The organism is Streptomyces sp. DSM 116795, from assembly GCF_055792905.1.
This window is the reverse complement of the sequence record NZ_CM147707.1, coordinates 4,971,322-4,988,876: the sequence shown is the minus strand read 5'-3', so window position 1 is coordinate 4,988,876 and position 17,555 is coordinate 4,971,322. Positions and strand designations below refer to the sequence as shown.

Below are 17,555 nucleotides of genomic sequence, written 5' to 3'. Positions count from 1 at the left end.
CACTTCGTCACGGTGAGTGTCCGGACACGAGCGCTCCGGAGAGCCCCGCGGGAGGTGTGAGGCGACCGACGATGCCGTCACACTCATCGGCCAATATCCGGCTATGACCTCTTTCGTTCTCCGCTCAGAGAAACGTCAAGTCGCGATAACGGTCGCATCACCATCCCCTGGTCGCACATCTCAAGTGATCCACGCCACTTGTGGTGGTCGCTGTCCGTGATATGAACTGGCGATCCGGCTTTTGCCCGGCGTTTACGCCTGCGCCGCGTGGTGCTCGCTGCAAGCCGGTCGAAGCTGTGCGCTCTGTCCGTCAGGACGACGCAGTGCGTCCATATCACCGACTCCCGCTCTATCTGCCAAAGGTGGCCCATGTCACTCGACTCCATGACGCAAGACTTCGACAAGGCGGTGAACGACCTCTTCGACCCGGTCGCCACCTGGCTGAGTGAACTTGTCTTCTACACGGTCAACGTGGGCGGCGCCGATGTGCCCCTCATCGTGGTCTGGCTCGTCCTGGGCGGGCTGGTCTTCACCGTGTGGTTCGGCGTGGTCCAGTTCCGCAAGTTCAAGCTCGCCGTCGAGACGATCCGCGGAAAGCACGACGAGAGCGACGCGCCCGGCGAGGTCAATCACTTCCAGGCGTTCACAGCAGCGGTCTCCGGCACCGTCGGCCTCGGCAACATCGCCGGTGTCGGGGTCGCCGTCAGCATCGGCGGCGCAGGCGCCACCTTCTGGATGATCCTCTGTGGACTCCTGGGCATGGCCACCAAGTTCGTCGAGGTCACTCTCGGCGTGAAGTACCGCGAGGTGCACGCCGACGGCACCGTCTCCGGCGGCCCGATGCACTACCTGCCCAAGGGCCTCGCCGACCGATTCGGCCGCAACGGGAAGATCTTCGGATCGGTTCTCGCGGGCCTCGCCTCGGTGATGATCCTCTTCTTCGGCCTCTTCGGCGGCAACCTCTTCCAGATCAACCAGAGCTACGCACAGCTCGCCGCCACCACCGGCGGCGAGGACGGCATCCTCGGTTCCTCGGCGGGCGCGCTCACCTTCGGTGTGGTCATCGCCGCACTGGTCGGGCTCGTACTCATCGGCGGGATCAAGTCCATCGCCTCGGTCACCAGCCGCCTCGTACCGGCCATGGCCATCATCTACGTCCTCGCGTGCCTGACCGTCATCCTGTGGAACGCCGGTCAGGTCCCCAGCGCGTTCGTCGACATCTTCGAGGGCGCCTTCGCACCCGAAGGCGTCGCGGGCGGCATTCTCGGCGCCCTGATCATCGGCTTCCAGCGGGCCGCGTTCTCCAACGAGGCGGGCCTCGGCTCGGCCCCGATCGCGCACTCCGCCGTGAAGACGAAGCACCCCGCCAGTGAGGGCCTCGTCGCCCTGCTCGAGCCGTTCATCGACACGGTCATCATCTGCACCATGACGGCGCTGACCATCGTCATCGCCCAGCCGGCCAGCTTTACGAACGCCGGCGCAGAGGTCGAGGGCGTGACTGTCACCTCCGACGCGTTCGAGACGGTGCTGCCCTGGTTCCCGAACCTGCTGACAGTCGCGGTGCTGCTGTTCGCCTTCTCCACCGTGCTGACCTGGGGCTACTACGGACTCAAGGCGTGGTCCTACCTCTTCGGGAAGAGCAAGACGAGCGAGACCATCTTCAAGATCATCTACAGCGTGTTCGCCGTCGCGGGCTCGCTGCTGTCCCTGGAATCCCTCATCAGCATGGCCGACGCGTTCCTGTTCATGCTGGCCGTCATCAACATCATCGGCCTGTACCTGCTCGCGCCGGTGGTCAAGCGCGAACTCAACCACTTTGTCGCGCACGTCCGCGGTGACCGCACCGGGGCGGAGAAGGAGACGAGCGAGGGCACTCAGGCCGACACGCTCAGCTGACGCAGCATCGCCGCAGCACGTAGAGGCGCGCGGGCCCGCACCGGTTGACGGTGCGGGCCCGCGCGCGATGTGTGCGGCCGGGGCGGCAGCACGGACGGATCTCCGGTACGGCGGGGCTCCCGGCGGACGGGGCTCAGCGCTCGTTGCCGGCGAGCCCCAGCGCGTACTCGGGCCACCACTGACCGGCCTTCGGGCCGCCCTTGCACTCGCCGTCCGACTCACCGGGACGCTTGATCCACAGATAGCCGTCGACGATCTGGTCGCCCGTCTTCGTCGTCGGTGCCTCACCGAGGGCGCGGCCCTTCGGGTTGCACCACGCCTCCTCGTCGGCGCCCGCGCCCTCGACGGGGCCGTTGCCGTTGCGGCTGGTGTCGATGACGAAGGGCTTGTTGCCGACCATCGGCGAGAACTTCTTGCCGTACGCCTTGTTCGACGCCGTCGTCTGGTAGTTGGAGACGTTCAGCGAGAAGCCGTCGGCGGTCTCGATGCCCGCGCGCTTCATCGGCTCGACGAGCGCGCCCGGGTCGCGCACCCAGTCCGGGTTGCCCGCGTCGAGATAGACCCGGACGTCCGGGAGGCTCTGCAACTTGCCGACCGCTTCGTTGAGCAACTGGTAGCGCTCTTCGGTGTACTTGGCCGGGGTGCAGCCCTTCATCAGCACGTGCGGGATGGCGTCCGGCTCCACGATCACCGTCGCCGGCCGCTTGCCGATGCCCTTCATCACCTTCGCGAGCCAGGCCCGGTAGGCGCCGGCGTCGGGGGCGCCGCCCTTGGAGTACTGGCCGCAGTCGCGGTGCGGCAGGTTGTAGAGAACGAGCAGCGCCTCGCGCTCCGCCTTCGCCGCGGCACTCGTGACCTTCCGCGTCTGTCCCTCCGGGTCGTCGGTGCCGACCCATTCGGCGACCGGCTGGTCCGCGATCTTCCGCATCAGCGTCGACTGCCGGCTCTTGCCGTCCTTGCGGAAGGCCTCCGCCTCCTTGGCCGCGTTGCTCTCCTGGTCGACCCAGTACGGGGTCACCGACTTCGGCCGCTGCCCGACCTCGCCGCCAGCTCCGCCGCCGCTGCCGTCGTCCCCGCCCGTACCGGAATCCGACGAGCATCCGCCCAGCAGCACTCCCGCCAGCGCAAGTGCGCTGCCTGCCGCGACTCCTGAGCGGACGGGTCTGCGGCGCCCGCCGTGCCCGCGGCCGACGCGGGTCCCGCGGTCACCAGATCCGCTCTGGAGAACGTAACTGCCCCTGCCGTACATTCACTTCCCCCTCGGTGGGCCTGCTCCTCCGGCAGGCGCGCCCGGAACCGGACGGCCATCGTGTCACAGCGCCCACACCGGCCGCCGTAGTCTCAAGCGGCCGTTACTGTGCCGTTCCACGCGCGGACTCGTGCGAACGTGCGCGGGGATGTACCGGCAATACGCAGGGCCTGGGCAGGAGTGCGCGGGGACGGGCGGGGGTGCGCAGGGCCTGGGCAGGAGTGCGGGGATGCGCAGAAACCTGCCGCGTGCTGTCAGATCCGTTCGACGAGATCCGCGATGGAGTCGACGACCTTGGAGGCCCGGTACGGGAAGAGATCGACCTCGTCCGGCTTGGTCAGCCCCGTCAGCACCAGGAACGTCTCCAGGCCCGCCTCCATGCCGGCCCGTACGTCCGTGTCCATCCGGTCGCCGATCATCGCGGACGTCTCCGAATGCGCGCCGATCGCGTTCAGACCGGCCCGCATCATCAGCGGATTGGGCTTGCCCACGAAGTAGGGCTCCCGGCCGGTCGCCTTGGTGATGAGCGCCGCGACCGATCCCGTGGCCGGCAGCGCGCCCTCCGCCGAAGGGCCCGTCTCGTCCGGGTTGGTGGCGATGAACCGGGCGCCCGCGTTGATGAGCCGGATCGCCTTCGTCAGCGCCTCGAAGCTGTACGTGCGGGTCTCGCCCAGCACCACGTAGTCCGGCTCGGAGTCCGACAGCACATACCCGATGTCGTGCAGCGCCGTCGTCAGCCCGGCCTCGCCGATGGCGTACGCGGTGCCGCCGGGCCGCTGATCGTCCAGGAACTGGGCGGTCGCGAGCGCCGACGTCCAGATGTTCTCGGTCGGCACGTCCAGCCCGATCCGGCCCAGACGGGCGTGCAGATCACGCGGCGTGTAGATCGAGTTGTTCGTCAGTACGAGGAAGGGGCGCCCGGACTCCTTCAGACGCTTGATGAAGGCGTCCGCCCCCGGGACGGGAACGCCCTCGTGCATCAGCACACCGTCCATGTCGGTGAGCCACGACTCGATCGGCTTTCGCTCTGCCACGTGACGGCTCCTGCCAGGCGTCGGGCGGTCTCTCGGAAGGGACGGGGCGGGGCGGCGGGCCGGTGCTCGCGGCCGCCACGTTCAGCCTATCGGGCGGTGACAGGGGCGCCCGGGGCACGTCCGAAGAGGGGGGCGAGGACGAGCTGTGCGGCACCGTCGGCGACCGTACGGCTCCCCTCCGGGACGACCTCCACGCGTACGGGGCCGCGGGTGGCGGCACCAGCGGTACGGGGAGCGCCGGAGGCCGAACCAGCGGTACGGGTAGCGCCGGAGGCGGCGCGCAGCTGGGCGGCGACGCCATCGACGTAGGTGTCCGGGTCGGCCAGGACGGTACGGCCGCCCAGCAGCACACGGTCGACGTCGAGGAGGCTGACGAGGTTGGCGGCACCGATGCCCAGCAGCCGGGCCGCCTCGTCCGTACGGTTGCGCCGCACGGCGTCCATGCAGAGCGCCTCCAGGCAGCCGTCCCTTCCGCAGCGGCAGGGCGGCCCGTCGAGCTGGATCACCTGGTGGCCGAACTCGCCCGCGCCGTTCCGGTTGCCCCGGTGGATGTGACCGTCCAGCACGAGCCCGGCGCCCAGGCCCGTACCGAGGTGGATGTAGGCCAGTGACTCCTTGCCGCGCAGCGCGAGACCCAGCGCGGCGGCGTTGGTGTCCTTGTCGACGACGACGGGCATGCCCAGGCGCCGGGCCAGCGCGTCCCGCAGCGGGAAGCCCGCCCACCGCGGAAACCCCGTGACGTGGCCCAGCACACCGCGGACGTGGTCCAGCGGGCCCGGGGCGGCGACGCCGACGCCGACGACGCTTCCCCAGCGTCCGTCCACGCCGGGCGGCCCGGCACCCTCGTCCGCTTCCGGCCCGGTTCCGGCAGCGGGTCCCGGTTCGGGCTCGGGCTGGGGCTCAAGTTGGGGTTCGGGTTCGGGTTCGGCTGCCGAGGGCTCCTCGGCTCCCTCAGCCTCCGCCTCGGCCTCGGCGTCCGCCTGGGCCTCGGCTTCCGCTTCCGCCTCCGCTTCCGCCGCGCGTGCCGCGTCCCGCCACAGCTCGCCCTCCTCCGCGACGGCCCGCCGGGCGTCGGCGCCGAGCGCGGCACGCTCCACCACCGGGACGCCCCCGGCACCGACTCCCGCCCCCGGATGCCTGCCCGTCCACACCTCGCCCTCGGAAGCCTGCTGCCACAGCTCCCCGCCCGCGGCCCCCTCCGGGCCCGGTGCCGTGCCGCTCCTCCGTGCGGCCAGGGCCGGGAGCCCGGCGCCGATCAGTCCGTTCACCGCCGACTCGACCGCGTCGAGCAGCGCGTCCGCGTCGGCGCCCATGTCCAGCGGCGCGGTACGGCCCGCCACGACCCCGCCGGAGAGGTCGACGAGCACCGCCGTGAGCTGGTCCCGGTCCAGCTGTACGCCCACCGCGTGACGCGCGCCGGGCGCCAGGCGCAGCACCGTGCTCGGCTTGCCGCCGGTCGAGGCGCGACGGCCGGCTTCGGTGACCAGACCGTGCGACCGCAGCCGGGCGGTGATCTTGCTCACCGCCTGCGGGGTGAGTCCGGTGCGCAGGGCCAGCTCGCTGCGGTTCGCGCCGTCCTGCCCGGCGAGCCGCAGCAGACCGAGGACTCGGGCGGCGTTCCTGCCGTACGGCACGGCGAGGCCACCTCCTCTGATGAAGGCCGGGTCGCTGCTGAGGGCGGGTTCGCTGCTCATGGGGCCATTGTCCGCGCGGCTTGCGCTTACGCAACCGCGTTGCGAAAGTGGCCCCATGGACCGTACGGCAGCAGCTGCCCCTCCTCCCCTCCGCGTCGGCCTCATCGGATACGGCCTCGCCGGCTCCGTCTTCCACGCACCCCTCATCGCAACCACGGAAGGGCTCACGCTCGACACCGTCGTCACCGCGAACCCCGACCGCCGGGCGCAGGTGCACGCGGAGCACGGCAGCGACATGCGTACGCTCGCCACCGCCGACGAACTCTTCGCACGGGCGGACGGACTCGACCTCGTCGTCGTCGCGTCCCCCAACCGCACCCACGTCGCGCTGGCCCGCCGCGCCCTGGAGGCCGGGCTTCCCGTCGTCGTCGACAAGCCGCTCGCCGGCACCTCCGCCGAAGCGCAGCAGCTCGCGTCGCTCGCCGCAGAACGCGGGGTGCTGCTATCCACGTTCCACAACCGGCGCTGGGACAACGACTTCCGTACGGTCCGCACCCTCGTCGCCGACGGCGCGCTCGGCGACCGGATCCACCGCTTCGAGTCCCGCTACGAACGCTGGCGCCCCGAACTCAAGGGCGGCTGGCGCGAATCCGGAGACCCGGCCGAAGTAGGCGGTCTCCTCTACGACTTGGGCAGTCACCTCGTCGACCAGGCACTGACCCTCTTCGGCCCGGCCACGGCCGTCTACGCCGAGACCGAAGTGCTCCGCCGCGGCGCGCAGGCCGACGACGACGCCTTCATCGCCCTCACGCACGCCAACGGCGTCCGCTCACACCTGTGGATGAGCGCCGTCGCCGCCCAACTCGGGCCGCGCCTGCGGGTGCTGGGCAGCGCGGCGGCCTACGTGAAGGACGGACTCGACCCGCAGGAGGCCGCCCTGCGCGAGGGCGCCCGCCCCGCACCCGGCGAACGGTGGGGCGTGGAACCGGAGATCGCCTGGGGCACGCTGGGCGACCTCGACGCGCGGCGCCCCGTACCCACGCTGGACGGCGACTACCCCGCCTACTACGCGGGGATCGTCACGGCCCTCCGCGAAGGCACACCGCCACCGGTCACGGCACACGAAGCCGTGGCCGCCATCCGGGTCCTGGAGGCGGCACGCATCTCGGCCGCCGAATCACGCGTGGTGACGACGGACCTGGCGTAAGCCTGAGGCCCGGCGCCGAATCGGTGCCGGTCGGCGTTGTCAGACCCCGGGGGCAGGCTGGTGACCATGCGGACACTGTTCAACGGCGAATTCAGCGTGGCCTACGGCCAGATGTACGTGGACAGCCGCCCCGACCCCGACGAGGGTCCGGAGGCCGGTCTCCACGAGTGCTTCATGGGACAGCGGGCGGGACTCTGCGGAGCCGCCGTGCCGGGACACCTGTTCCTGCTGACCGGGATGCACACCGGCTCCGTCCCCCTCACCGTCGAACTGCACGAGACGGAGCCGTCCTTGGACTACGACGGGTGGGAGGACATCGTGGAGACGCCCTTCCGTACGGCCTCGGAGGACACGGAGCTGATCCCGTGGGAGGGCCACGGGAGAAACCTCGGCCTGCCCTCGGGCGCGTACCGCGTGCGCTACCACTGCCGCGGCATGGACGAGGCCCGCGACGGCGCACGGTGGGACGACGAACCCGTGCTGGACGAGTATCTGCTCCAGTTCTGGCCGGCCCCGCCGGAGCGCGACCGCATCGTGAAGGAGACGACCCGCTCCGCCGCCTACTGGCACCGGTTCGCGAGCGAACTGCCCCCGCCACCCACTCCTGAAGAGCTGGCCCAGGCCGAACGCCTCGCCCGCGAGAAGGAGGAGCGAGAAGCGCGGGAGCTGCGGGAGCGCGTCGAGAGGAAGAGATGGGGCGGGCGCCTGCCCAGCGACAGGCTGCGGGACGTCGGGGGCAACGTGGCCGGGATGGTGGACCTCGACGTCGCCCTCGTGCACGCGATCGACGAAGCCGGGCCGGACGTCCAGCGCGCGATGGCCCGTTGGGCCGCGCACCGTTCCTGCGACGTGGCCGGGCTCAGCGGCGTCGACTGGATCGCCCGCGGCCTGGCGGAGCTGGACCGGGGCGTGCCCTTCTCCCCGCCGATGGACGACATGCAGCGCAAATGGCACCTGCTCTTCACCGACCCGCAGGTCCCGGCCACCGTCGTCACGCTGCCCGACGGCACCCCCGACGCCTCCCAGCAGGCCATGGCCCTCCCCGCCCTGACCGACGCGGCGAACCCCGACCCGCTCCAGGCCGCCCTCGACGCGCTCTTCGCCGCCGCTGCCGCCCACGGAGCCGGCTGGCGTGACCTCTTCGCCGAGGTCCGCAGCGCCTTCCCGGAGACCGCCCACGCCGCGCTGCCGCCCCGGGACCGCCCTCAGCGCAAGCCGAACACGGCCTCGCCCGTCCTGGAACGGCGACCGGGTGAGGAGCCGCGGCAAGCGCCCTGAATCATCGGCGACCAAGACCACCAGCGGCGAGTGGCCGCCGTTCGCAGAGAGCAGCGCAGAGCCGCCGGGGCTGAGGGGTGTCCGGCGGATCTTCGTGGGTCAGTGAGCTGGAACTCCCAACCGCGAAGCGGGGGGAGAGGTGCGGCGCCGGGCCTCGCGAGCACGCAAGACCCGCCGGACACCCGGGGGCGCCGCAGGGCGGGCCGCCAGGCCGGCTACGCGTCGCTCAACTCCTGACGCTGCCTGCCCAGTCCGTCGATCTCCAGCTCCACCACATCACCGGCACGCAGATACGGCTTCGGCTCCGGGAAGCCCATGGCGACACCCGCCGGCGTGCCCGTATTGATGACGTCGCCCGGGCGGAGGGTCATGAACTGGCTGAGATACCGCACCACTTCGGCGACCGGGAAGATCTGCTCGGCCGTCGTGCCGTCCTGCCTCAGCTCGCCGTTCACCCACAGCCGCAGCCCCAGAGCCTGCGGATCACCGGCCTCGTCCGCCGTCACCAGCCACGGGCCCAGCGGGTTGAACGTCTCGCAGTTCTTCCCCTTGTCCCACTGGCCACCGCGCTCCAGCTGGAAGGCGCGCTCGGAGACGTCGTTGGAGACCGCGTACCCGGCGACCGCCGCGAGAGCCTCCTCGTCCGAGGAGAGATAGCGGGCCGTACGGCCGATCACCACCGCCAGCTCCACCTCCCAGTCCGTCTTCTCACTGCCCCGCGGCACCAGCACCGTGTCGTACGGACCGACCACCGTGTCCGGAGCCTTCATGAAGAGGATCGGCTCCCCGGGAATCGCACCGCCCGTCTCCCGCGCGTGATCGTGGTAGTTGAGCCCGATGCAGACCACCTTGCCGATGCCGGCCAGAGGCGGACCGGTACGCAGCCCGTCCGCCTCCAGCGCAGGCAGCTCCCCCGGCGTGGACGCGGCGTCACGTACGCGACCCAGCGCCGCGTCGTCGGCGAGCAGCGCACCGTCCACGTCCGGCACCACACCCGCCAGGTCCCGCAGGACACCGGAATCGTCCAGCAAAGCCGGGCGCTCCGCCCCGACCGGTCCGACGCGCAGCAACTTCACGGCCTACTCCACTCCCGAGGTCCGGCTCGGCGGGACCCGGCCCAGCGGACCGGCCACCGAAATGTCTCAAACGGAATGGCCGATCCTCCAAGAGGGCGTTCAGATCCACAACCCTGTGTTCACGTAGTGGACCGCCGCCGCGACCTGGCCGAAGGAGCCGCCGAAGGAGCCGCCGAAGCGGCCGGCACAGCCGACGCCGGCACCGCCTCCGGGTGCCCCGCACGCAGCGCCGCACGCTCCACCGCCGTCCACGTCGTACTCGTCACCACATACAGCGCGGCAGCAAGCGGCATCACCGCCACCGTCACCAGCGTCCCGAACGACAACAGTGGCAGCATCCGCGCCATCGCCGCACCCCCGGGCGCCCCCGCGGCAGACACCGGAGCGGCCGCCATGAGCCTGCGCGTACGCAGATACGTCCACGTCGCCACCGCACCGACCAGCACGAACAACCCGCCATACACCAGACTGGGCCCACCGAGGACGCCGCCGTCCGCCAGCGCGCCGAACCAGCGCCCGCCCAGCGGCGCACCCAGCAACGTGTGCCCGAGCAGCGCCTCGTCGGTTGTGAACAGGTGGTACATCGCGAAGAACACCGGCAGTTGCAGCAGCATCGGCAGACACCCGGCCGCGGGCGAAGCACCCTCACGCGTCTGCAGCTTCCCCAACTCCCGCCGCAGCCGCGCCGGATCGGACCGGTGCTTACGCTGCAGCTCCGCGACGCCCGGAGCCATCCGGGCCCGTACGCGCTCACCCCGTACGGCGGCACGCGCCATCGGATGCAGCGCCAGACGCACGCCCAACGTGAACAAGACGATCGCCGCGGCCGTGGCCGAAGCACCGAAGAGCGGATCGAGAGCATCGGACAGCCGCGCCACAAAGGCGGCGAAAAAAGACATGGTTGAGCCCTCCACGGGTCTCGTCGTGCCGGATCGGAACACCGGAGGCATGCGCCCCGGTGCGGAGAGAAATCGGCGTGACGAGCCGCGCAGGCCCAGCTACAAGAAAGGAACGGAGTGGATCAGAGCGAGCGCTGCGCGGCCGTCGCAAACCCGCGGCCAGGCGCTCGCGGACGCGGACGCCCCGCGGCGTCCGGATCACGCTGCGGAAGAAAAGCCGTACGCAGCTCACGGTCCCGGAGCGCCGTACGGATACGGCCCCGCGGCACCTGCGGCACGGCCGCAGCGACGGCGGCGTCCACAGCCGCATGGCACACCAGCACCACCGCGGCGGACGCGGCGGCGGCAGTCAGCGCAGTGGTCAGGCCCGCCCCCGTGAGGAGCACGCCCGCGAAGGAGAGCAGGGGGAACAGGGGGAACAGCAACGCGGAGAGACGCACGCGGCAAGCTTCACCCGTACCGGAATCGATCACGCGCTCTGCCACCTCCCCGCTGTCCAGTCCGCCCGCGACCAGGGCCGGAAACCCTCCCCCGGCCGGTCGTTCCCTGCCTGTCGTTCCGTGCCCATGCGCGGCCGCAACTCGGCCCGCCCGTACGAGAATACCCCCGCCAACCACCGCCACCCCGTCGGGGACGAAGCAGCCGGTGGATAATCGGGCCCCATGAGCAGCAGCGCCCCCTCCCAGCCCAGCCACCTGGTCCTCGCCACACGCAACGCGCACAAGGTCACCGAGCTCCAGGCCATCCTCACCGACGCCGGCCTCGGCCTCGAACTCGTCGGCGCGGACGCCTACCCCGACATCCCCGATGTCGCAGAGACCGGCGTGACCTTCGCCGAGAACGCGCTCCTCAAGGCCCGCACACTCGCACAGGCCACCGGCCTGCCCGCCGTGGCCGACGACTCCGGCCTCTGCGTCGACGTCCTCGGCGGCGCCCCCGGCATCTTCTCCGCCCGCTGGGCCGGACAGCACGGCGACGACAAGGCCAACCTCGACCTGCTGCTCGCCCAGCTCGCCGACATCGACACCCCGCACCGTGCCGCCCACTTCGCCTGCGCGGCCGCGCTCGCCCTCCCCGACGGCACCGAACGCGTCGCCGAGGGGCAGCTGCGCGGGACCCTCCGGCACGCACCTTCCGGCACGGGCGGCTTCGGCTACGACCCGGTGCTCCAGCCGGACGGCGAATCCCGTACGTGCGCGGAACTCACGCCGGAGGAGAAGAACGCGATCAGCCACCGCGGCCGCGCGTTCCGCGCGCTGGCCGTGGAGGTCCGCGAACTGCTGGGGTGAAAAGGCCAGTCGGGAGGTCTGGCACAGCGTGGGCCCGGTGGGATTCGAACCCACGACACACCGGACCTAAACCGGCGCCCTCTCGCCGCTGGGGTACGGGCCCAACAGGGACACTCTACTGGTCGCCGCCTCCCCGATCAGATCGACTGGTGGCTCTCCTGGGAGACCGGGCGTACGTCGCCGTCTGGCTGTGGCAGGACGGACACAGATAGCGCAGATTGCCGAGGCGGTTGTCCCTGGGATCGCCGCTGACATGGTCGATCTCCAGAACGAGTCGCTGCCCCCGCCACACCGGCCCTGTGCCGCAGAGTCCACACTCATAGGCCACGCCCTTTTCTCCAAGAGCCCTGTGCAGCTGGTCCCGCTTGGTACGTGGCGCACCTTCGGGCAGGCGCCGGAGAATCTCATCGGCCGTCTTGCGGTGCGCCGACGCCCGTCCCCGACTGTGCCCCTGTCCGGTGAAATGGGCTGTCGATATCCCCTGATCCTTGATCAGCTGCTTCACGCGGGCCTGTGCGTAGCCCGAAGAGGAAAGGCCGAGCGCGCGGACAGCCCCGGCGATACTCTTGGATTCGGCAACGGCCCGCTTCAGCTCTGGTCGGTCCGCCACCGTGCGGAAGTGCGAGGTATCGATGCCGAAGTGCGTCAGCCGGCTCGCGAGATGACGGTAGGCGCTGCCGTACGGCACGACTCCCAGGTAGTCCATGATCTCCCTGAGAGAGCGCGAACGAGCTGCCGCCTCCTCAAGCGCCTCGCGTGGATAGCGCCTCCTCGGCCGCTTGGGCAACGTCTCATCCACAAAGTGACGCGTGTCAATGCCGTAGTGCGCAAGGCGCCGGCGCAGATAGTTGAGAGGCCCGCCGGCCAGCGGCTGACCCAGCCGCCCCAGCATGTCGACCAAGCCTGTTGATTCCGCGGCTGTTGATTCGAGGCGCTGCCGTGTGTAGCCGGGTCCTGTCACTGCCCGACACCCCTCACGTGGCCGACCGGCGCTTGCGGCCCCGGTAAGTGTCGGTGATGGCATGACAGTTCGGGCACAGCAGCCGGAGGTTGTCCTTGCGATTGTCCCACCAGCAGCCGTTGACGTGATCCACTTCGAGCCGCAACGGCTTGCCTTGCCACACCGGGCCCGTCCAGCACTCCGCGCAGCGCTCCGACACACCCACCCGGAACAGCGCGCGGCGCAAACGCTCCCCGGAAATCCGTCCATGCTCCGCTCTGCCCAGAGACAGCAACGGGGTGCTGGAACGAACGTTTCCAGGTTCGTTCCTTGAAGTGAAGTGCGAGGTTTCGACGCCCAGTTCGACGAGTCGTCGGCCGATGTGCGCCTGATTGCCGCCCACGGGGTTGAGCCCCAGGCGGCGTACCACATCAGCGACGCTCCGGGAGACGGCCGCGGCTTCGCGCAGCCTCTGTTCTGTATGGCGCACACCCGCGGACCGCAGGTGGTCGCTGTCGATGTTCCACCGCTTGAGGAGCTTCCGCAGGTACCCCCGCCTCCCCTTGGTTGGCTCCCTGCCGAGCCTGCGCATGACTTCCGGAAAGGTCTCCGAAGCCATGACGGCCTCCGCCAGCTGCTCTCTCGTGTACTTCTCCCCCACCGTGCCCTGCCCCCGTGTCGCCGTACCCCGCCCGTTCCCCGCCGAGCTCCGCCCGGACATCCGTTGCGGGCTCGTACAGATCAACGAACGGAACCGGCGGGGGTTACGCCGACCGGGCAGGGCCCGGGGCAGCGGCCGGGGCCGGGGTCGGTCAGGACTCCTGGGGCAGATCGAGGTCCTTGATCAGCTTGGCCACGTGGCCCGTGGCCTTGACGTTGTACAGGGCGTGCTCGACCTTGCCGTCGGCGCCGACGATCACGGTGGAGCGGATCACGCCGGTGACGGTCTTCCCGTACAGCTTCTTCTCGCCGAAGGCGCCGTACGTCTGCATGACCTCCTTGGACGGATCGCCGACGAGCGTCACCCGGAGGTTCTCCTTGTCGCGGAACTTGGCGAGCTTCTCCGGCTTGTCGGGCGAGACGCCGACGACGTCGTAGCCGGCGGCGGCGAGGAGATCGAGGTTGTCGGTGAAGTCGCAGGCCTGCTTGGTGCAGCCGGGCGTCATCGCTGCGGGGTAGAAGTACACGATGACCTTGCGGCCGTTGTAGCCGGCGAGCGAGACCTGCTTGCCGTCCGCGTCCGGAAGGGAGAAGTCGGGGGCGGTGTCGCCGGGCTGCAGTCGCTCACTCATCTGTGCTCGCTCCTCGGTGTCGCTGTCGTCCGTCCGAGAGTAGCCGCAGGGGTCCGCACCGGGGGTGCCGCGGGGGCGGCGGCCGGAGGGAGCTGACAGACTGTACGGCGGGCTGCCGCCTGGTTGCTGCATGCTTGCAGCGCCCGGGCGGTCCGCCGGTGCCGGTCCGTGCGGGGCGAGTTCGGCCTTGCCGGTTCGGGGAACGCGGAAGGACACGCGTGAGCGTGCCTCCCTCCCGGGCCGTCAGGTCCAGAGAGAGGCCGGCCGGAGCGGGCCGGGCCGTGCTCGGCCGGGGCGCCGGGTGAAAGACGCAGAGCGGCGTGTGACCTATCACGGCGTGACGTGACACGGCGTGTGACGTGACACGGCGTGTGACGTAACGACGTATGAGCGACGGATCGATCGACGGAGGCGGCGCGGTGCCGGAAGCCAGGACTCCCGCGGACATCGAGGCGGACATCATCAGCAGGCGGCGCGAACTCGCCGCGACGCTCGATGAGATCGCGGTGCGTGTGCACCCCAGGACGATGGCGGGGGACGCGAAGGCGAAAGCGGCCGCGGCCGTCGACCGGACCGTGGGCCGCGCGTACGTAGCGGCCAACCGCGCCGTGGCGGATGTGCGCTCGCAGTTCGTCGACGAGAAGGGCTCGCCCCGCCTGGAGCGGGTGATCCCGGTTGCCGTCGTCGCCGTGGCCGTCGTGGGCGGGCTGTTCGCGCTCTCGGCGCGGCGTCATCGCCGCTGATGCGCTGATATACGGTCTAGCCGTGAGTTCCGAAACCTCTACCGGTCGTGCGGCCCCCGGCGCGGAAGCCGGCGCGGGCTCGGGCATGGCGCACCATGACAAGCTGCCGATCCGGATGCTGCACGACCGTGTGCTGGTCCGTACGGACATCGAGGAGGGCGAGCGGCGTTCCTCGGGCGGGATCGTGATTCCCGCGACGGCGGCGGTGGGGCGCAGGCTGGCGTGGGCGGAGGTGGTGGCCGTCGGGCAGAACGTCCGTACGGTCGAGCCGGGTGACCGTGTGCTCTTCGATCCGGAGGACCGGGCGGAGGTCGAGGTGCGGGGCGTGGCGTACGTGCTGATGCGGGAGCGCGATCTGCACGCGGTGGCCTCGGAGCGGCTGCAGGGTTCGGACGACTCGACGGGGCTCTATCTGTGACTTCGGGCCTCTGAGAGACGGTCCGCCCAGTCGTCAACGCGCTTCACCTGTACGTCGGTTGACCGCGCCGCGCGGTATGCACGTCAGCCGCCGGTATCCACTTCGCGCTGTCCCGTCATGCGGGCGGCGGAGGCCGGCTGGCCGGTCGTGTTGCCGCCCGACCACCCATTGTTGCCTTCGACGTCGCCGCCCGACTCCCCGCCGGGGCCGCCGGGTCCGCCCGTGTCGCCGCCGATCTCGCCTCCCGTCGGCGGCGTCCCCGGGTCCGTGGGCGGCCCGGTGGGCGGAATGCTGGGTGTGCCGGGGTCGGTGGGCGGTGTCGTCGGCCCGGTGGTCGGGGGTTCCGAGGTGCCGGTGTCGCCGTCGGTGGGCGGTGCGCTGGGGGTGTCGCTGCCCGGCGGCCGGGTGCCGGGGATTTCGGCGTCGCCGTCGGTCTCCAGGTCGAAGTCGCGTACGGGCTCTCCTTCGAGCGCTGCCTTCGTGTAGTCGCCCCAGATCTCGGCGGGGAAGCCGCCGCCGTTGACGCGTTCCACTCCGGCGGCTCCGTAGAGGGGCTTCTGCACGCCGGTCTCCGAGTTCTGCCCCATCACGCTGATGACAGTGGCGAGTTCGGGGGTGTATCCGGCGAACCAGGCTGCCTTGTCCTCCTCCGCGGTGCCGGTCTTGCCCGCGGCGGGCCGCCCGGCGCTCTGTGCCGCGGTGCCGGTGCCGCCTTGAACGACCTTGCGCAGTACGGCTGTTGTGGAGTCGGCGGCGCTGCGTTCGACCTCTTCGGAGACGTCGCGGTCGGGCAGTTCGATGACTTCGCCGCCGTGTGTGGCCTTCTCTACGAGGCTGTAGTGGCCGCGTTTGCCGTGGTTGGCGAGTGTGGCGTAGGCCTCGGCCATGTCGGTGGTGGAGGCGGTGGCGACGCCGAGGGCGATGGAGCCGTCCTCGGGCATGTTGGGGGTCTTCTCGGGGAGGCCGAGGTCGATGGCGGTCTGCTTGACCTTCTTTGGGCCGACGTCGACGCCCATCTGCGCGAAGACGGAGTTGACGGACTTGTTCATGGCCTGGGAGACGGGGATCTGGCCGTAGGACTTCTTGTCCTCGTTCTCCGGGGCGTAGTCGGTGCCGTTGCCGTCGCTGACGACTTCCCGCTTGTTGGTGCCGTCGTAGACGGTGCTCGCGGTGATGCTGCGGCCGTCCTGCGTCTTGGCGTCGTTCGTGAGTGCGGAGGTGAAGATGAACGGCTTGAAGGTGGAGCCGACCTGGTAGTCGCGGCGGGTGGCGTTGTTCACGTACTGCTTGGTGTAGTCGATGCCGCCGTACATGGCGACGATCTTCCCGGTCTTCGGGTCGACCGAAGTGCCGCCCGCGCGCACGTACTTGTCGACTTTGCGGTCCTTGTCGAGCTTGGACATCAGCCGGTCGTCGACGGCTTCGCGCATGGCCTTCTGCCGCTTCGGTTCGAGCGTCGTGGTGATGCGGAAGCCTCCGGCGGCCAGCCGGCGCTCGTCGATGATCTCGTTGCTGATCAGGTAGTTCTTGACGGCTTCGACGAGGTAGCCGCGCTGGCCGGACATTCCGGTGGCGGGCTTGGCGCGGTCCGGCTCGGGGAACTTCATGCCGTCGCGCTCGGAGCGGGCGATCCAGCCCTTCTTGACCATTCCGTCGAGTACGTAGTGCCAGCGCGCCACAGCGCGTTGGCGGTTCTCGGGGTGTGCCTCGGTGTCGTAGGCGTTGGGCGAGTTGACGAGGGCGGCGAGGTAGGCGCCCTCGGAGGGGCTGATCTCGTCGACGTCCTTGCCGTAGTAGGCCTGGGCGGCGGCCTGTATGCCGTAGGCGTTGCGGCCGAAGTAGCTGGTGTTGAGGTATCCCTCGAGGATGTCGCTCTTGCTGACCTCGTTGTCCAGCTTCAGCGCGATGAAGAATTCCTTGGCCTTGCGGGTGAGGGTCTGGTCCTGGCTGAGGTAATAGTTCTTCACGTACTGCTGCGTGATCGTGGAGCCGGACTGTTTCCCGCCGCCGGTGACCATGTTCCAGCCGGCGCGGAGCATCGCCTTGGGGTCGATGGCCGATTCCTGGTAGAACTCGCGGTCCTCCGCCGCCAGTACGGCCTCCTGCACGCTCTTGGGGACCTGGGCGAGGGTGATGTTCTCCCTGTTGACCTCGCCGTCGCGGGCGATCTGGGAGCCGTCGGAGTAGAGGTAGACGTTGGTCTGGGCGGCGGCGGACGCGTTCGCCGGGGGGATGCTCACGAGGAGATAGCCGGCGACGAGTACGCCGCAGCCGAGGACGAGCACGATCATCGATCCGCCCAGCACCCACCGCCAGGTGGGGATCAGCCGGCGGAGCCCGGTCCTGCTCCCGCCGGCCTTCCCCGTGGCTTTCGGCTCGTCGCTCATCTCTCCTGGGACCCCTCGTCCGAATCCGGGCGACACGGTCATAACGCCCAACAATCGTCAGCGCGCCTGGCTCGATCGTCCTGCTCACCGGGGTCGGTCGTACGCGAGCGCGGCCCCGTCACTGTACGTGCCACGGACCTGTGGCCGTGCACGCGAATAATCGTTGGCTGCCCGCTTCCCCGGTGGGCTAGGCTCCCTCGTTTCCCAATCGTG

16 protein-coding genes and 1 tRNA gene are annotated in these 17,555 nt (G+C 70.3%); 6 read left to right on the top strand and 11 right to left on the bottom strand.

Going from position 1 to position 17,555, the window contains the following annotated elements; translation table 11 throughout:
- Nucleotides 1–369: 369 nt before the first annotated feature.
- Nucleotides 370–1,896: an alanine/glycine:cation symporter family protein gene (locus tag ACSMXX_RS21520; protein WP_473180331.1), complete on the top strand. Its 1,527-nt coding sequence runs from the start codon at nt 370–372 to the stop codon at nt 1,894–1,896.
- A gap of 133 nt (nt 1,897–2,029) precedes the next feature.
- Here ACSMXX_RS21520 and ACSMXX_RS21515 read toward each other — a convergent pair whose 3' ends face one another.
- The 3 genes from ACSMXX_RS21515 to ACSMXX_RS21505 all read right to left on the bottom strand — a co-directional run bounded on the left by ACSMXX_RS21515 (nt 2,030) and on the right by ACSMXX_RS21505 (nt 5,873).
- Nucleotides 2,030–3,145, bottom strand: coding sequence for a glycoside hydrolase family 6 protein (locus ACSMXX_RS21515; RefSeq protein ID WP_473180330.1), 1,116 nt, complete (start codon nt 3,143–3,145; stop codon nt 2,030–2,032).
- Between the two features lie 254 nt (nt 3,146–3,399).
- Nucleotides 3,400–4,179, bottom strand: coding sequence for an HAD-IIA family hydrolase (locus ACSMXX_RS21510; protein ID WP_473180329.1), 780 nt, complete (start codon nt 4,177–4,179; stop codon nt 3,400–3,402).
- Nucleotides 4,180–4,265: 86 nt separating this feature from the next.
- Entirely contained in the window at nt 4,266–5,873 is a 1,608-nt protein-coding gene (locus ACSMXX_RS21505; protein ID WP_473180328.1) for an ROK family transcriptional regulator, read from the bottom strand.
- 55 nt (nt 5,874–5,928) lie between these two features.
- On the opposite strand from ACSMXX_RS21505, the gene ACSMXX_RS21500 reads away from it, so the two are divergent.
- The gene (locus ACSMXX_RS21500; RefSeq protein ID WP_473180327.1) at nt 5,929–7,020 is read left to right on the top strand and encodes a Gfo/Idh/MocA family oxidoreductase; all 1,092 of its coding nucleotides are present in this window, start codon (nt 5,929–5,931) and stop codon (nt 7,018–7,020) included.
- Nucleotides 7,021–7,086: 66 nt separating this feature from the next.
- Nucleotides 7,087–8,298, top strand: coding sequence for a hypothetical protein (locus tag ACSMXX_RS21495; protein WP_473180326.1), 1,212 nt, complete (start codon nt 7,087–7,089; stop codon nt 8,296–8,298).
- A 215-nt stretch (nt 8,299–8,513) separates the two neighbouring features.
- Here the strand turns inward: ACSMXX_RS21495 and ACSMXX_RS21490 are convergent, their stop codons facing one another.
- The 3 genes from ACSMXX_RS21490 to ACSMXX_RS21480 form a co-directional block, all read right to left on the bottom strand.
- Nucleotides 8,514–9,374, bottom strand: a complete 861-nt coding sequence (locus ACSMXX_RS21490) for a fumarylacetoacetate hydrolase family protein (protein ID WP_473180325.1) — start codon at nt 9,372–9,374, stop codon at nt 8,514–8,516.
- A 119-nt stretch (nt 9,375–9,493) separates the two neighbouring features.
- Nucleotides 9,494–10,273, bottom strand: a complete 780-nt coding sequence (locus ACSMXX_RS21485; protein ID WP_473180324.1) for a YidC/Oxa1 family membrane protein insertase — start codon at nt 10,271–10,273, stop codon at nt 9,494–9,496.
- A 122-nt stretch (nt 10,274–10,395) separates the two neighbouring features.
- Nucleotides 10,396–10,713, bottom strand: coding sequence for a DUF6412 domain-containing protein (locus ACSMXX_RS21480; protein ID WP_473180323.1), 318 nt, complete (start codon nt 10,711–10,713; stop codon nt 10,396–10,398).
- A 222-nt stretch (nt 10,714–10,935) separates the two neighbouring features.
- Here ACSMXX_RS21480 and rdgB point away from each other — a divergent pair, with 222 nt between their 5' ends.
- A complete protein-coding gene (rdgB, locus tag ACSMXX_RS21475; RefSeq protein WP_473180322.1) occupies nt 10,936–11,562 on the top strand; it encodes an RdgB/HAM1 family non-canonical purine NTP pyrophosphatase in 627 nt (208 codons plus the stop codon).
- A gap of 29 nt (nt 11,563–11,591) precedes the next feature.
- Here rdgB and ACSMXX_RS21470 read toward each other — a convergent pair.
- From ACSMXX_RS21470 to bcp, 4 genes are all read right to left on the bottom strand, one after another.
- Nucleotides 11,592–11,665 (bottom strand) — tRNA-Leu (locus tag ACSMXX_RS21470).
- A gap of 12 nt (nt 11,666–11,677) precedes the next feature.
- Complete coding sequence (locus ACSMXX_RS21465) at nt 11,678–12,454, bottom strand: HNH endonuclease (RefSeq protein WP_473184899.1); 777 nt, start codon at nt 12,452–12,454, stop codon at nt 11,678–11,680.
- Between the two features lie 82 nt (nt 12,455–12,536).
- Complete coding sequence (locus ACSMXX_RS21460) at nt 12,537–13,121, bottom strand: HNH endonuclease (protein ID WP_473180321.1); 585 nt, start codon at nt 13,119–13,121, stop codon at nt 12,537–12,539.
- 193 nt (nt 13,122–13,314) lie between these two features.
- Entirely contained in the window at nt 13,315–13,794 is a 480-nt protein-coding gene (bcp, locus tag ACSMXX_RS21455) for a thioredoxin-dependent thiol peroxidase (protein ID WP_473180320.1), read from the bottom strand.
- Nucleotides 13,795–14,213: 419 nt separating this feature from the next.
- Between bcp and ACSMXX_RS21450 the strand changes: the two genes are divergently transcribed.
- Together ACSMXX_RS21450 and ACSMXX_RS21445 are read left to right on the top strand one after the other, a co-directional pair.
- Nucleotides 14,214–14,537 carry a DUF3618 domain-containing protein gene (locus ACSMXX_RS21450; RefSeq protein WP_473184898.1) on the top strand — a complete coding sequence of 108 codons (324 nt, stop codon included), beginning with the start codon at nt 14,214–14,216 and terminating at the stop codon, nt 14,535–14,537.
- Nucleotides 14,538–14,622: 85 nt separating this feature from the next.
- Nucleotides 14,623–14,955, top strand: coding sequence for a GroES family chaperonin (locus ACSMXX_RS21445; protein ID WP_473184897.1), 333 nt, complete (start codon nt 14,623–14,625; stop codon nt 14,953–14,955).
- Nucleotides 14,956–15,038: 83 nt separating this feature from the next.
- Here ACSMXX_RS21445 and ACSMXX_RS21440 read toward each other — a convergent pair whose 3' ends face one another.
- Nucleotides 15,039–17,384, bottom strand: coding sequence for a transglycosylase domain-containing protein (locus ACSMXX_RS21440; protein ID WP_473180319.1), 2,346 nt, complete (start codon nt 17,382–17,384; stop codon nt 15,039–15,041).
- Nucleotides 17,385–17,555 lie beyond the last annotated feature (171 nt).